Source organism: Kitasatospora griseola, from assembly GCF_014648555.1.
Classification (GTDB): Bacteria; Actinomycetota; Actinomycetes; order Streptomycetales; family Streptomycetaceae; genus Kitasatospora; species Kitasatospora griseola.
Genome location: NZ_BMRI01000020.1, coordinates 39004 through 52649 on the forward strand (window position 1 = coordinate 39004; position 13646 = coordinate 52649).

At 72.8% G+C, this 13646-nt stretch carries 13 protein-coding genes; 3 read left to right on the forward strand and 10 right to left on the reverse strand.

What is annotated here, in order from left to right:
• From IEZ12_RS23635 to IEZ12_RS23660, 6 genes are all read right to left on the reverse strand, one after another.
• A partial coding sequence (locus IEZ12_RS23635; protein WP_229847871.1) for an ATP-grasp domain-containing protein occupies positions 1–644 on the reverse strand: 644 nt, incomplete at its 3' end.
• Complete coding sequence (locus IEZ12_RS23640) at positions 641–2059, reverse strand: KamA family radical SAM protein (protein ID WP_444542897.1); 1419 nt, start codon at positions 2057–2059, stop codon at positions 641–643. The genes IEZ12_RS23640 and IEZ12_RS23635, both read right to left, overlap by 4 nt.
• Before the next feature lie 11 nt (positions 2060–2070).
• Positions 2071–3780 carry a class I adenylate-forming enzyme family protein gene (locus IEZ12_RS23645; protein ID WP_189274454.1) on the reverse strand — a complete coding sequence of 570 codons (1710 nt, stop codon included), beginning with the start codon at positions 3778–3780 and terminating at the stop codon, positions 2071–2073.
• A gap of 124 nt (positions 3781–3904) precedes the next feature.
• A complete protein-coding gene (locus IEZ12_RS23650) occupies positions 3905–5281 on the reverse strand; it encodes a flavin monoamine oxidase family protein (RefSeq protein WP_189274456.1) in 1377 nt (458 codons plus the stop codon).
• Positions 5278–5589 carry a phosphopantetheine-binding protein gene (locus tag IEZ12_RS23655; protein WP_198520563.1) on the reverse strand — a complete coding sequence of 104 codons (312 nt, stop codon included), beginning with the start codon at positions 5587–5589 and terminating at the stop codon, positions 5278–5280. The genes IEZ12_RS23650 and IEZ12_RS23655 overlap by 4 nt, the downstream gene beginning before the upstream one ends.
• Before the next feature lie 199 nt (positions 5590–5788).
• A complete protein-coding gene (locus IEZ12_RS23660) occupies positions 5789–7318 on the reverse strand; it encodes an AMP-binding protein (protein ID WP_189274457.1) in 1530 nt (509 codons plus the stop codon).
• A gap of 888 nt (positions 7319–8206) precedes the next feature.
• On the opposite strand from IEZ12_RS23660, the gene IEZ12_RS23665 reads away from it, so the two are divergent.
• Both IEZ12_RS23665 and IEZ12_RS23670 read left to right on the forward strand, forming a co-directional pair.
• Entirely contained in the window at positions 8207–8569 is a 363-nt protein-coding gene (locus IEZ12_RS23665) for a hypothetical protein (protein ID WP_189274459.1), read from the forward strand.
• A gap of 257 nt (positions 8570–8826) precedes the next feature.
• Positions 8827–9978 carry a hypothetical protein gene (locus IEZ12_RS23670; protein WP_189274461.1) on the forward strand — a complete coding sequence of 384 codons (1152 nt, stop codon included), beginning with the start codon at positions 8827–8829 and terminating at the stop codon, positions 9976–9978.
• Between the two features lie 235 nt (positions 9979–10213).
• On the opposite strand, the gene IEZ12_RS23675 is transcribed toward IEZ12_RS23670, so the two are convergent.
• From IEZ12_RS23675 to IEZ12_RS23685, 3 genes are all read right to left on the reverse strand, one after another.
• Positions 10214–10723: an NUDIX hydrolase gene (locus IEZ12_RS23675; protein WP_189274463.1), complete on the reverse strand. Its 510-nt coding sequence runs from the start codon at positions 10721–10723 to the stop codon at positions 10214–10216.
• 41 nt (positions 10724–10764) lie between these two features.
• Entirely contained in the window at positions 10765–11301 is a 537-nt protein-coding gene (locus IEZ12_RS23680) for a GNAT family N-acetyltransferase (RefSeq protein ID WP_189274465.1), read from the reverse strand.
• 75 nt (positions 11302–11376) lie between these two features.
• The gene (locus tag IEZ12_RS23685) at positions 11377–11913 is read right to left on the reverse strand and encodes a GNAT family N-acetyltransferase (protein WP_189274466.1); all 537 of its coding nucleotides are present in this window, start codon (positions 11911–11913) and stop codon (positions 11377–11379) included.
• A gap of 106 nt (positions 11914–12019) precedes the next feature.
• On the opposite strand from IEZ12_RS23685, the gene IEZ12_RS23690 reads away from it, so the two are divergent.
• Positions 12020–12433 carry a hypothetical protein gene (locus IEZ12_RS23690; protein ID WP_189274468.1) on the forward strand — a complete coding sequence of 138 codons (414 nt, stop codon included), beginning with the start codon at positions 12020–12022 and terminating at the stop codon, positions 12431–12433.
• A 590-nt stretch (positions 12434–13023) separates the two neighbouring features.
• Here the strand turns inward: IEZ12_RS23690 and IEZ12_RS23695 are convergent.
• Positions 13024–13632, reverse strand: coding sequence for a TetR/AcrR family transcriptional regulator (locus IEZ12_RS23695; RefSeq protein WP_189274470.1), 609 nt, complete (start codon positions 13630–13632; stop codon positions 13024–13026).
• Positions 13633–13646: the final 14 nt, after the last annotated feature.

Here is a 13646-nt window from a genome sequence, read left to right on the forward strand (position 1 = left end):
TAGTCGGCCGTACCGTCGCCCAGGTACGGCTGCGCCACCAGCGTGGTGTCACCGCCCTGGGCGAGGCTGGCCAGCCCGCGCACGTCCTCGGGGGAGCGGGCCAGGCAGATCCCGCCGCCGCCGCACCAGCCGGCCGGCTTCACGATCGCCGGGAACGTCAACTCGCCCAGCGCCACCTCGTACTGGTGCTTGGAGACGTCCCGGCCCGAGCCGATCCGCACCGACGGGATCGGCGGCACCGGCGAGTCCGCCAGGAACAGCATGGTCGCCAACTTGTCGTTGCCCAGCAGCGACACCTGCGCCGGGAACGGCAGGTAGAATCCGGCCTGCTCCAGCACCGTGCACAGCGCCAGCTGGTTGAACACGTCCATCGACTGGTACGGCAGCGAGTACAGCGCCGTGATGAACAAGGTGTCCTCGGGCGTGACCGGCTCGTCGTCCACGTACACCCGCGGCCGGGCCGGATCGGTGCCGTCCACCGTCACCGCCTCCGGGGCGTGCCGGGACCACTCCATCCCCATCCCGGCGGCCACCTCGGCGAACATGTCCCAGAAGTAGTGCTTCCACATCGCCCCCGACCGGGTCGACTCCCGGTCCGGGAAGATCCAGCACATTCGGCGCAGCGGCGCCGAAGCCTCGCTCACTTGCCCTCCAACAGGCCCAATAGTTCGGGAAGTTCTGCGACACCACCGCGTTCCAGCTGCTCCGCCCACCAGGCGCGGCCCGCTTCCGGCAGCGTGTCCACCGGATCCACGTACGGGTACCGGCGGTTCAACGGCGCGTCCTCGCACGGCTCTTCGGCCGACGGGAGCTCAACGGTGGTGCGGTAGTTCTTGGTCCAGTACGAGATGCCGCGTTCCCGGTCGTAGTCGACCGCCTGGTGCACCCAGCGCTTGCCGACGTGCGGCACGTCCGCGACCAGCCGCGGCGTCGCGTAGCCCGGCAGGTAGCCGAGGATCGCCTCCTGCAGGCGCTGCGCCTCGGAGAGCGGCAGCCGCCAGTGCTCGGCGTTCGGGATCACGTCGCACAGGTAGAAGTAGTACGGCAGGATGTTCGCCTCGCCCTGGAGGGCGAAGCACAGGTCGAGCAGCGCCGCCGGGGTGGCGTTCACCCCGCGCATCAGCACGCCCTGGTTGCGCACGTCCCGCACGCCCGCGTCCAGCAGGCCCCGGGCCGCCTCGGCGACCAGGGGCGTCACCGAGGCGGCGTGGTTGGCGTGGGTGTGCACCGCCAGGTTGACCGAGCGGCGGGCGGCCAGCCGGGCCACCCGCTCGACGCCGGCCAGCACCTTCGGCTGCAGCCAGTGCTGCGGCAGGCCGACCACCGACTTGCTGGCCAGCCGGATGTCGCGCACCGAGCCGAGCTCCAACAGCCGCAGCAGGAAGGACTCCAGACGCGGCCACGGAACGTTCGCCAGGTCGCCGCCCGACACCACCACGTCCCGCACCGACGGGGTGCGCTTCAGGTAGTCGAGCATCTGCTCCTCGCGGTCGGCCGGGCGCAGCACCAGCCGGGCCTTGGTCACCTGCGGCGTGGAGCGGCCGACCAGGTCCATCCGGGTGCAGTGCCCGCAGTACTGGGGGCAGGTGGACAGCAACTCGGCCAGCACCTTGGTCGGGTAGCGGTGCGTCAGCCCCTCCACCGCCCACATCTCGCTCTCGTGCAGCGAGTCCCGCGTCGCCAGCGGATGGCTGGGCCACTGCGGATGCCGGTCGGAACGCACCGGCAGCATGTACCGGCGCACCGGATCCGCCAGGAACGCCGCGGTGAACGCCGCCGGCTCCAGCGGGGCGTCCGCCGCCATGGTGTTCAGCATGTGCGGCGGAAGCAGGATCGACATGGTCGCGAACTCGGCCTGATCGGCGGCCAGTTCACGGTAGAAGTGGTCCGTCAGCAGCGGGCCGAACAGCTCCCGCAACTGCCGCTCGTTCTGCACGCAGTGCGCCCGCTGCCACTGCGCGTCCCGCCACTGCGCGGCCGACACCTCCCGCCAGCCCGGCAGCCGCCGCCAGTCCGGCTCCGTCAACTCCCGCCGCGCGTAGGAGTACGGCTGAGGCACCTGACGATTCATCAGGGACGCGCCGGAGCGGCGGCGGAGAGCAGGCCGGCGTGCCGGGTGCGCAGCTCCCGCTTCAGCACCTTGCCGGTCGGGCCCAGCGGGAACTCCTCGGCGCGGTCCGCGACTCGGAGCGCCGCCAGCTCCGCGAGACCGGCCTTCGCCAGCTCGGCGTTGGCCGCCTCCAGCAGCCCGTCCGCGCTGGCCCCGTCCTGCAGCCGGACCACCGCGATAGGCCGCTGCCCGCCGTCCGGGTGCGGCACGCCCACCACCGAGCAGTCCTGCACCTGCGCGGCGCAGTCGGCGAGCAGCACCTCCTCCAGCGGCAGGCTGTACACCGGCCCGTCCAAGGTGTCGATCACGTCGACCGTGCGGTCCAGGTGGTAGAACCGCCCCTCGGCGTCCCGGTACGCCACATCGCCGGTCAGCCAGTACCCGGCCTGCCGGAACGACTGCGTCAGCCGCTCGTTGTTCCAGTACCCGGGCGTGATCGACGGCGCGGCCACCGCCAGCAGACCGACCGTGCCGTCCGGGACCTCGACGCCGTCCTCGTCCAGCACCGCCGCCCGCTCCACCACCTCCGAGGGCGTGCCCACGCAGCGGTCGTCCCGCTCCGTCTCCGGCGAGGTCACCTGCCCGAACAGCGCCATGCCCATCTCGGACGACCCCAGCCCGTCGACGAACTGCGAACCCGGCAGCGCGGCCTGCTCGGCCCGCTCCTGCGGCAGCAGCCACGGACGGATCAACCCCGCCGGGCGCTCGCCCAGTTGGACCAGCCGGCGGATGTGCCCGTAGTGCGCGCTGTCGCCCGTGTTGAACCACGAGTGCACCATGGCCGCGCCCGCGGTCGGGAGTTCACCGGTCGCCAACTCCACGAAGGTGCGCGGGAACGACGCCACCATGGTCGGCCGGAACGCCTCCATCACCGGCTCCACCGCGACCCGCCGCCAGTCCGACATCACCACCGTCGGCAGGCCCAGCAGCGTCGTCGTCATGAAGTAGCTCAGGCCGCCCGCATGGGTGTGGGGCATCAGCGACATCAGCCGGTCGTACGACTCCGCCGGGAAGCGCACCATCCGCGGCTGCTTGCCCTCCCAGAACTGCCGGTGCGCCAGCATCGTCGACTTCGGCGTGCCGGTCGTCCCCGAGGAGTGGATCAGCGCCACCACGTCCTCGGCCGCGTGCTGGTACGGGTACCCCTCCGGCAGCGCCGCCGACGCCGCGTCGAAGGCCTGCACCTCGGCCGTCAACGACAGGAAGCGGGGCCGCAGTTGCGGGTCCTTCCGGTACGCCGACGCCAGCCGGGTGGTGTCGTCCGCGACCACCCCCACCACGCCGACGTGGCTCAGGTAGCGCACCATCACGTCGTGCCGCATCGCGTCGTTCACCAGCGCCGGAACCGCACCCAGCGCGGTCAGCGCGAAGAAGTGCAGCAGCGGCTCCAGGCCCTCGGCGATCACCACGCCCACCGGCTCGCCCGGCCGCACGCCGTTCGCGTGGTACCAGGCCGCGTACCGGTCGCGCAGCGCCACCAGGTCCAGCAGGCTGTGCCCGCGCAGCACCACCTGCCCGCGGTGGTCCAGCCGGTGGCTGAACGCGAACGGCACCGCACGGTGCGGATTCGCCTCGACCGCCCGGTCGAGGAAGTTGCCCGCACCCAGGGTCGGGTCGGACATGAACCGCTCTCTGACGGCAAGCGGCGCGATGGATGTCTGATCGCTCATGGCGGTCTCCGGTCTCTCCGGTCTTCCGAAGCAGGACTCGATGCCCGGGCGCCCGCGTGCGAAGCGCGCCACCGGGTCGGGGGAAAGGGGTTCGAACTGGCAACTGACGTGATGCCAGGTGCTGTTACTCGTCCAGGAGGTCGGCGGTGACGCGGCGACCCGAACGGATCGCGCCCTCCAGCAGGCCGAAGAACTCGGTGCTGGTCTCGGTGCCCGCGAAGTGCACCCGGCCGTGCGGCTCGGTCAGCGTCGGGCCGAGCGCCGACCAGTCGCCGGGTCCGAAGAGCGCCGCGTAACAGCCCTTGCTCCAGGGCTCGTTGACCCAGTCGGTGACATGGAAGGCGATCGGCTCGGGCAGCATCGGGAACAGCCGGGCCGCCTGTGCGACCGCCGCCGCGCGCTGTTCCTCGGGTGGCAGCGCGGCGAAACGATGGGCCTCCGCGCCGGTGACGAAGCCGGTCAGCACACCCGGGGAGCCCTCCGGCGGAGTGTCGTCCACCGTGGACAGCAGAGGACCGGTCGCGTTCACCGACCATCCCGACAGGCCGTGCGCCCGCCACACCGGCTCCGGGAAGACCAGGTTCAGCTTCACTGCGCAGCCGCGCTCGGTCCGCGACGCCGCCCGCGGGGTGGGCAGCGGCGGACGGTACTCGATCGCGTCCGCGAGCAGCGGCGGCACCGCCACGACCACCGCGTCCGCCCGGTAACTCCCCTCGGGCGTACGGACGACGGCCTCCCGTTCGGTCTGCTCCACCGACAGCACCGGCTCGTCCGTGTGCAGCACCCCGCCCCGATCCAACAGCCGTCGGGTCAGCCGCTCGCACAGCCGGTGCGAACCGCCCGCCACCCGGTCCTGCTGGGCGCCGCCCTCGAAGGCGTTGAGATAGCGCAGGCCGCCGCCGGACCGCAGGTAGAACGCCATGTGCAGGACCGAGATCCTGGCCGGATCGGCCGCCATCATCTCGCCCAGGAACAGTGGGAAGAACAACTTGGCGTCCGGGTGGGTGAGTTGCTGCTCCGCCCAGTCGGCCACCGTCAGGGCGTCCAGCCGCTCCGCATCCGGTGAGAGCCACGGCGCGTCCGGGCGGACCGCGGACGTCAACTCCTCCAACTGCTCGAACAGGTCGCCCAGCGCGACGGCGCTCAGTGGCGGGAACCGGCCGTCGCGGGTCGCCGCGCCGTCCGAGCGGTCCTCGGTGAGGGCGAACCGGCTGGCGCCCGCCATGGTGGTGGGCGCGGTCTTCAAGTCGCAGGCGGCGAGCAGGGCGTGGAGTTCGGTGTGCAGGTCACCGAGGTAGGCCGCGCCCGCGTCGATCCACCGTCCCGGCGCCACCTCGATGCCGAGCGTGCGCCCGCCGACCCGGTCCCGGGCCTCCAACACCGTCACACACACGCCGCGGTCGGCGAGTTCGACGGCCGCGGTCAGCCCGGCCAGGCCCGCGCCGACCACGATCACCGACCGCGGCACCGAGGCGGTGCCAGGGGGAGTCGCGGCGGTCATCGGCCGGCCACGATTCTGTGCGCGTCCGCCGTGACGCTCCCGGTGGCGATGCGGGTGGCCAGGCCGGCCGGGGTGGGGTCGGCGAGGAAGTCCTCGAAGGTCAGCTCCACGCCGTGGTCGCGGGCGACGGCGCTGAGCACCCGGGTGGCGATCAGCGAATCGCCGCCCAGCAGGAAGAAGTTGCCGTCGGCCGGGACGTGGTCCAGCTCCAGGATCCGGCGGAACACCGCCGCGAGCGCCTCCACCGGGTCGGGCGTGCGCCCGGGACCGGCTGCGGCGGGTGCGGTGACGGGCATGTCGAGGCTCATCGGGGTCTCCTTCGACCGGTGCGGGGTGCGCGTGGTCTGGCGGATGCCAGGTAGGCAGTACTCGGTGCGGCGGTGCTTTGTGGTGCGGCGCCTGGGCGCGCGGGGTTCTGCGCCCTCGGCGGTACGTGAACTGATGGTGCGTCAGATATGAGGGCCGGTTCGATGCCCGGTCGGGTGCCACGGCGGTGGCGGGCGGGACTCAGCGCGGGGCGGTGCTGTGCAGGCGGTGCGAGGCGGCGCGGTCGACCTTGCCGCTGGCGGTGCGGACCAGGTCCGGCACCACGGTGATCCGGCTCGGGACGAGGTGGCCGGGCAGGCGTTCCCGCAGGTAGAGTAGGAGTTCGGCGGCGAGCGCGGGGTCGGGCCCGCCGGTGCGCGGGACGACGTAGGCGACCAGGGCGGCCCGACCGGCCAGCGTGGTGGCGGTGACGGCCGTCGCGCCCACGCCCGGGTGGGCGCCGATTCCGGCCTCCACCTCCGCCGGGTCGACCCGGATGCCGCGGATCTTCACCTCGTGGTCCAGCCGTCCCAGCGGGGTCAGCACCCCGTCCTCGTCCCGGGCCGCCCGGTCGCCCGTCCGGAACCAGCGGTGCCCGTCGCGGAGCACGAAGCGTTCGGCGGTGGCCTCCGGCAGCCCCGGGTAGCCGGTCGCGATGGCAGGTCCGCCGATCAGCAACTCGCCATCAGCGGTGAGGAGTTCGTCGACGTGGGGGAGGGCGCGTCCGATCGGTGCGCGTCCGGTGGGCTCCCAGTGGCGGCCCGGCTCCGGGGTGCGCGGGCCGAGCAGGTCCACGGCGTGCGTGATCAGGGTGGTCTCGGTGCAGCCGTAGGTGTTCAGCAGCCGGATCCGCGAACTGCCCGCCAGCCGGCTCCAGTCGGCCAGCCGGGCCGGATTTGCGGCCTCGCCGCCGATCACCACCAGCCTTACGCACTCCGGCAGTTCGGCCCGTCCGCCGTCCTCGGTGAGGTGCAGGACCAGCTCGTGCCAGAACGCCGTGGGCAGGTCGAGCACGGTGATGCCGCGCCGCTCGACCATCCGCAGCAGCCGGGGGAACGAGGCCGAATGCGCCTCCGGATCGAACACCAGCCGGCCGCCGGCCGTCAGCGTGGGCAGGATCTCCTCGAAGCAGGTGTCCCAGTTCAGCGAGGCGAACTGCAACACCCGGTCGTCCGGCCCGACTTCGAACAGTTCCCGCAGCGAGCCGACCGTGGCCGTGATCGCCTCGCGCGGCGTCAACACCGGCTTCGGCCGGCCCGTGGACCCCGAGGTGAACAGCAGATAGGCGGGGTCGCCGGGCGCGACGACGGTCGTCCTCCAGGCGGGTGCCTGATCGGTCGAGTCGTGCAACTCCAAGGGCGATAAGCCGAGTTGGTCGGCGTGTTCGGATGTCCCGGGACCGACCAGCAGTCGGCAGCCGGCCGTCTCGGTCATCTGGCGCTGCCGCTCCACCGGGAAGGCCGGGTCGATCGGGACGTACACGCCGCCCGCCGCGAGGATGCCCAACAGCGCCACCACGGTGTCCGGGTGGTGCCCGGCCGCGACTGCGACCGGACCCGGCCGGTCGCCCAGTCGGGCGGCCAACCGCTGTGCGGAGAACGCGAGTTGCTGGTAGCTGAGAGTGTGCTCGGGAGACTCGATCGCGGCGCGCTCGGGCCACCGGAGAACGGCGTCCGCGAACGCATCCAACAGATCGGAACCCGATCTGTCGATGCCACCGTTCTTTGACATGCCCGCTCCAAGATAAATGCCCAGAGGTGCCCGTCCGTGCTTCGGCGAACCGGGACTCTACCTCTCGGCATCCGACCCCACAATGGTTGTTGAGGCGATTTCCCAAGCGGCATGTGAGTGAACTGTGAACTCCCCGCGCCCGAACCTTGATCACGTTCCGTGATCACGCCCCCCAGCTGGGGTCGACCGCCCTGCAGCTCCCTGTCGGACACCCCCGAGGGCTGGTCCAGTCCACGGTTCGGGGGAGTGTCGAGGGTCGGGCGGCGGTGCGGCGAACTGACCAAGAATGCGTCCGCATCGGTGGTTCTCGTTACCGAACAAGCCCGCTTTGCCTCCGAACGAACACCGGCCCCCGGAGGGGCGGACGGATCTGTCCGAGAATGGAAAGCGATTGCCTGCCGTCGCTTCGGCCGCGGCCAATTCGTCCCGTGCGTGCGACGGTTGCCGTGCCGGGGTTGACCGCCGAACGACAACGGAGCGTGACCGTACGAAGGTTCGACGGCTCGTCCTTCCGCTGGAGAGGGCGGCGCGGGTGCAGGCCGTCGGCGGGGCGGATCGAGCCGCCCGGTTCGGCGATGCGGGCGACGCCGTGCCATGGGCGGCAGGGCGTCGCATGCGATGTTGTCCGGATTGGCGGTGGAGCGTGCCCGGTCGTCCGTTTGCCGGGCCGGACGAAGTACGAACACCTCGCACGTTCGTGGGGGCGAGGGCATGAAAGGCGGGTCTGCTTCCGGAATCGGGAAGTGGCCGTTTCTTCCTCCTGACCGGATGAGGTGAGCGGCGGTTGGGCGGCCGGGCGGCCACCGCAACCGGAGCCTCGTGCGGTCGCGTCCATGGGGGGACGGGCTGCCGACAGCCCGTGGGGCCGGAAGGGGGCACGTGACGGTGATGTCGAGCAGGGGAAGCGCCGGTTGGCGAGTCCTGGCAGCGGCCGCGCTGCTTGCCGTGCTGGCGCCGGTGCTCACGGTCTACGCCGTTCGGACGCACGACGAACTGGCGTGGCAGCTCTGCCGGCGGCTCGGCACCCGGCCCGCCAGGGTCTGGGCGGCGGCGTTCGGTGCGCCGGTGGCGAGCGTCGCGGCCGCGGTGGGGGCGGTGCGGCTCGCGGTGAAGGCCGAGCGGCAGCCGGGGCTCACGGTGGCCGCGGTCGTCCTCGCCTCCGTGCTGGCGCCCTTGCTCCTCGTGGAGGCGTCCACCGCGGTGAAGCTGCTGTTCGTGGACGACAGCGGCGGGGACGCCTGCGGCCCCTGAGGCCGTGGAGTGCCGAGCCGCCCGGTGCTTTCCCCGGTGGTCGGCACCCGGAGGCGTGACCGTCACGGCAGCCACCCGAGCATGCGCCGGTAGATCGGCGACGGCCTGGCCGGCACCCACCCTCACCTCGGCTGAACCGTCCGGGCCGCGTCGATCGGCGCTGTCGCCGCGAGGATCTCCGGCGCCGCCCGGCGGATGAACCGGGGCGACCGAGGTGTCCGGCAGGGCAGGCGAACGGCGTCAGTAGGATCTCGCGGATGACCGTCACCGTGCTGCTGATCGATCTCGCCGTGGTCCTCTCGGTGGCCGCCGGCCTGGGGTTCGGGCGGCGGGTGCTGGGCGGGGCGACGGTGGGGCGAGGCGGGTGGGCGGTGCGGCCCGAGGTGGGGGTGGCGGTGGTGGTGGGGGCCGTGTACGTCAACCAACTGGTGTGCGCGGCCTATGTGGTGAGGGTGCACGGCGGGGACGCGTCGTTCGTGACGCGGTATCTGCCGCCCGGGTGGTTCGCGCAGCCGGTGGGGGATCCGGTGGTGCGGACGGTGGCGGGGTGGATGCCCGCGCCATGGGTGTTCGGGCCGAGCGTGCTGCGGGTGCAGGCGTTCCTGGAGCTGCCGTTCGTGCTGTTCGCGTACGGGACGGCGCTGCGGCGGCTCAGCCCCGCGCTGTACCGGGCGGCGCTCGGGTCCGGGCCGCTGGTGGGGGCGGCCGCGCTCTCGTACACGATGGTGTTCGGCGTGGTGGAGTGGGCGCTGCGCAACCCGTGGACCGTCCAGGACCTGCTGATCCGCGCGGCCTCCGCGGCCGTCACCGTCCCGCTGGTGCTCGCCCTCGCGCGCCGCGACCGCGGGCCGGAACTCCGGCCCGGCCTGGGCGGGTTGCTGCACTTCACCGTCTCGCTGGGGGCGCTTGGCGGACTGGTGATGGTGCTGTACGACACCGCGCTGCTCTACAACTCGGCTCATCTGCGCACGCGTTGGCCCGAGCTGGTGCTGTGGCTGACGGTCCTGGCGGCCACCGGGCGCTGGGGCCCGGCCGGGTGGGCGGCGGTCGGCCCGGCCACGGCGGCGCTCGCCGCGGTGCTGCGCCGAGGCCTGGTGCTGTTCCTGGTGCCGGCCCTGGCGGTGCGGTACGGGACGGGGTTCGCCCATCTGCAGGTCGCCGTTGCGGGCGGGCTGTTCATCGTCGGCGCCGCCCTGTGGCGGGAGCAGGTCCGGCGGGCGCTGCTGCCGCTGGCGCTCGGTGCGACGGCTGGTCTGGGCGCCGCGTACCTCGCGCTGCACGCGGTCGCCGACACCTACCCGGAGAGCGGCCTGCTCCGCGCGATGGTCGCCTTCCTGGCGGTCGCGGCGCTGGTGTGTGCCTTCGTCGACCGGTGGACGGCGACCTCGCGCAGCACGTCTGCTGCCTGACGGGCCCTCGGGCGGTGTGGCGGAGCGGTCACCGGGTTTCGGATCCCGTTCTTCGTGTTCCAGGGCGACGGCGACGTGCTCACCCCGCCAGGCGCTTTTCGGCGACGTTCCCGCACCGGGGAAGTCCTTCGAACTCGTGCCTGACACACGCCACTTCGCGATCTTCCGGCACCCCGACCGGTTCCTCGACCTTGATGCTCGCCAAGGTCCGCCCGGCGCTGCGAGCCCCGCCCGGTCAGCCGGCGGCCAGGTCGGTGTCCTCGTCGAAGTCGCCCAGGTGGAGCGAGACTCGGCCCGGGCCGGAGCGGAGCAGTGCGGCCAGGTGCTGGGCCAGCCGGCGAGGTCGGACGGTCTGCCCGGTGGTGGCCAACTCCTCGATGCTCCACCAGTGGTGGCCGTAGCGGGCTTCTTCGGTGTCGATCCGGACGGCGGCGGCCTCGGCGGCCGTGAGACGGCAGAGGCGGTACTCCTCGGACTGGTCGAAGCGCAGGCCGTCGACGCCGAACCGGGTCCGCCGGGTCCAGGCGAGCGGACCGAGCCGGTCGGCGGTCAACGTCAGCGTGGTCTCCTCGCGCAACTCCCGGACGGCGGCGGCCAGTGCGTCCTCGCCGTCCTCGATGCCGCCGCCGACGGTGAACCACCAGCGGGCGCCGTCGCGGCGCGGGTCGCGGCCGCAGAGCAGCAGCAGGCGGTCGCGGTCGTCGAGCAGGAGTACGCGGGAGGTGTGCCGTCGGTGCAGGGTCATGGCGGGCAAGGATACGGAACGGCCGTGCGGGGAGGTCGGGTTCAGGCCGGGAGGCGGACGCCGAACCACTGCTCGGCCCCGAACTCCTCGAAGCGCTCGACCTCGGTGAAGCCCAGTCGCGTCGCGAGGCGGTGCGAAGCGGTGTTGGCGGACTGGGTGCAGAGCACCACCGGCTCGCCCGGCAGCGCGGCGGCCGACCAGTCGAGGGCGGCCGTGCAGGCCTCGGTGGCGTACCCCCGGCCCCAGGCGTGCGGCAGCAGCAGGTAGCTGAGCTCGGGCTCCAGACCCTTCGGGCGGACGTGACCGGGACGGTTCGGGTCGCGTCGGTCGAGGGTGACGCTGCCGATCATCGCGCCGTCCAGGTCGACCACGAAGAAGCCCGGCCGCCGACTCGGCGTCTCGGGCACCACCTGCTCGAACTCCTCGCGCGAACGCGGCCCACCGAGGTAGGCGCAGACCTCGGGCGAGGTGAACAGCTCGATGACCGCCGACCGATCGCGCGCCTCGGGCTCGCGGAGGACGAGCCGCTCGGTGCGGATCGGGGCGGGCGGCCAGGCGACGGTTCCGAGATCGGTCATGCCTTGGAACCTACCGCACGGCGGACGGGCCTCACGGCCCGTCAGGAGAGCGCAGGCCTGGCCGACCGGGCGGGTTCAGGCCGGGAGGCGGGCGCCGAACCACTGCTCGGCCCCGAACTCCTCGAAGCGCTCGACTTCGGTGAAGCCCAGTTTGGCGGCGAGGCGCAGGGCGGCGCCGTTGGCGAGTTGGGTGCACAGCACCACGGGCTCGCCGGGGAGTGCGGTGTCGAACCAGCCGAGGGCGGCCGTGCAGGCCTCGGTGGCGTACCCCCGGCCCCAGGCGTGGGGGAGGAACAGGTAGCCCAGTTCGCGTTCGCCGCCCTCCGGGCGGACATGGCCGGGGCGGTCATCGGCACGCGGATCGAGGGTGACCAGGCCGATCATCGTCCCGTCGAGCTCGGCCACGAACACGCCGGGCCGCTGCCCGGGCACCTCCGGCACCGCGCGCTCCAGGTCCTCCCGCGGCCGGGCGCCCCCGATGTGGGCGCCGACCTCCGGCGAGGCGAACAGGTCGACGAACGCGTCCCGGTCGCGGGCCTCGGACGGGCGCAGCACCAGCCGCGCGGTCGTGATCGGAGCGGGCGGCCAGGCGATGGATCCATGATCACTCATGCCGGGCAACCTACCCGAGCCCTTCGACCCGCGGACCGGAACGGCCCGGACCAGGGGCGGCGGAAGTCCCGGGCGGGGCCGACCGGCGTCGTGTCAGGATCGCCGGATGCCCGCCCGCAATCGCCTGCTGCCGCGCGGCCTCTCCTGGCCGCTCACCCCGACCGGCATCCGCTCCGCGCTGGCGGAGGAGAACGGGACGTCCGTCCCCCTCGACTTCGGGCGAACGGCCCGCGAGGACGGGGTGCTGCTGACGGTCGAGTGGGTGCCGCAGATCCGCGGAAACTACGGAGGCGGCATCCATCCGACCTGGTGGGAGACATGCCGGATCCGGGTCGCGCCCCTACCGTCGGCCCGGCGGGCCGCCGCCAGACAGGCCCTGCGCACTGAGGCACTGCCCGCACTGGCGGCTTGGATCGCCGCCGCCCGCACGGCACCGGAGGGGTGGCGGTCGGCGAGGCACCGTCGGTCCTGGCGGGTCGCGGGTGACGGATTGGTGATGTGGCTGGACGACGGGCGGTGAGGCGGTGGGTCGTCAACCGGTGTGGGTGAACTGCTTGTTGAGGTGGCGAGTCGGCCCTCGGGTGTAGGAGTCGCGCCGGGGCGGGGCTCTGGCTGCGCTCGTGGCCCGGTTCGCGGCCGCCTGCATGGTGCCGGAGGGGTGGCGGGCAGCGACGTACCGCCGGTCCTGGCGGGTCGCGGACGCCAGACGTTGAGGCGATGGGTTGTCAACCGATGCGGGTGAACTGCTTGTTGAGGTGGCGGTTCGGCCCTGGCGGTGCGTTGGACCCCTGCCGGGTCGGGGTGCCGGTTGCGCTCGTGGCCCGGTCCGCGGCCGCCCGCGCGGTGCCGGAGGGGTGGCGGTTGGCGAGGCAACGCCGGTTCTGGCGGGTCGCGGGCGACGGAGCGGTGACGTGGCTAGTCGACTGAAGGTGTCGTCGACCGGTGAGTGTGAACAGCTCGTCGAGGTGTTGCCTGCGTTTGCGCTCGGGACTGCCGCCGCCCGTGCTTGCGCAGGAGAGGCGGCAGTTGGCGCGCCTCAGCTGGTCCTCGCAGTGTGCGGACGACGGCGCGGTCACGCGGTTGGTCGACCGACGACCAAGTGGCGGAGCGTCAATCGCCGAACGTGAACAGCTCGTCGAGGTGGTGGGTGAGGATCGCCAGGGCCGTCTCGCCGTCGCGTTGGCCGCCGAGGACGCTCTGGCCGAGGCCGTTGACCATGGCGGCGAGGCCGGCGGCGGTGATCTCCGGGTTGCGGGCGGGGGAGAGGGTGCCGTCCTGCTGGGCGGTGCGCAGCTGCTTGGCGAGGAAGGACTCCAGGACCTCGGCCTGGCCGGTGCCGTGCTTCTCCAGGGCCGCGGGATCGTTCAGCACCAGGGCGTAGTACGCGGTGTAGGTGCGGGCGATGCGTCGGCTCTCCGCATCGGTGGGCAGGATGCAGGCCAGCACGGCGGTGACCAGGGCGCGTGGAGTGGGCGGGCTGCCGGCGGCGGTGATCCAGCGGGCCATCCGGTCCTGCAGCTGGGCGCCGAGGCGGGCCAGTGCGTCCAGCAGCAGGCCCTCCTTGGTCTCGAAGTAGTACTGGACCAGGCGCAGTGAGACGCCGGCCTCGGCGGCGACCGCCCGCATGCTGGCGGACTGCAGCCCCTGGGTGTCGGCGATCCGCAGCAGCGCCTCGGCGATCTGCCGTCGGCGCTCCTCGTGCTCGACCTTCGTGTTCATGATCCGGCCTCCCT

What these genes read in the sequence shown, in the direction of transcription:
- IEZ12_RS23645 (WP_189274454.1), bottom strand. Translation starts at nt 3,780, where the DNA reads ATGAGCGATCAGACATCCATCGCGCCGCTTGCCGTCAGAGAGCGGTTC.
- IEZ12_RS23650 (WP_189274456.1), bottom strand. Translation starts at nt 5,281, where the DNA reads ATGACCGCCGCGACTCCCCCTGGCACCGCCTCGGTGCCGCGGTCGGTG.
- IEZ12_RS23655 (WP_198520563.1), bottom strand. Translation starts at nt 5,589, where the DNA reads ATGAGCCTCGACATGCCCGTCACCGCACCCGCCGCAGCCGGTCCCGGG.
- IEZ12_RS23660 (WP_189274457.1), bottom strand. Translation starts at nt 7,318, where the DNA reads ATGTCAAAGAACGGTGGCATCGACAGATCGGGTTCCGATCTGTTGGAT.
- IEZ12_RS23665 (WP_189274459.1), top strand. Translation starts at nt 8,207, where the DNA reads ATGTCGAGCAGGGGAAGCGCCGGTTGGCGAGTCCTGGCAGCGGCCGCG.
- IEZ12_RS23670 (WP_189274461.1), top strand. Translation starts at nt 8,827, where the DNA reads ATGACCGTCACCGTGCTGCTGATCGATCTCGCCGTGGTCCTCTCGGTG.
- IEZ12_RS23675 (WP_189274463.1), bottom strand. Translation starts at nt 10,723, where the DNA reads ATGACCCTGCACCGACGGCACACCTCCCGCGTACTCCTGCTCGACGAC.
- IEZ12_RS23680 (WP_189274465.1), bottom strand. Translation starts at nt 11,301, where the DNA reads ATGACCGATCTCGGAACCGTCGCCTGGCCGCCCGCCCCGATCCGCACC.
- IEZ12_RS23685 (WP_189274466.1), bottom strand. Translation starts at nt 11,913, where the DNA reads ATGAGTGATCATGGATCCATCGCCTGGCCGCCCGCTCCGATCACGACC.
- IEZ12_RS23690 (WP_189274468.1), top strand. Translation starts at nt 12,020, where the DNA reads ATGCCCGCCCGCAATCGCCTGCTGCCGCGCGGCCTCTCCTGGCCGCTC.
- IEZ12_RS23695 (WP_189274470.1), bottom strand. Translation starts at nt 13,632, where the DNA reads ATGAACACGAAGGTCGAGCACGAGGAGCGCCGACGGCAGATCGCCGAG.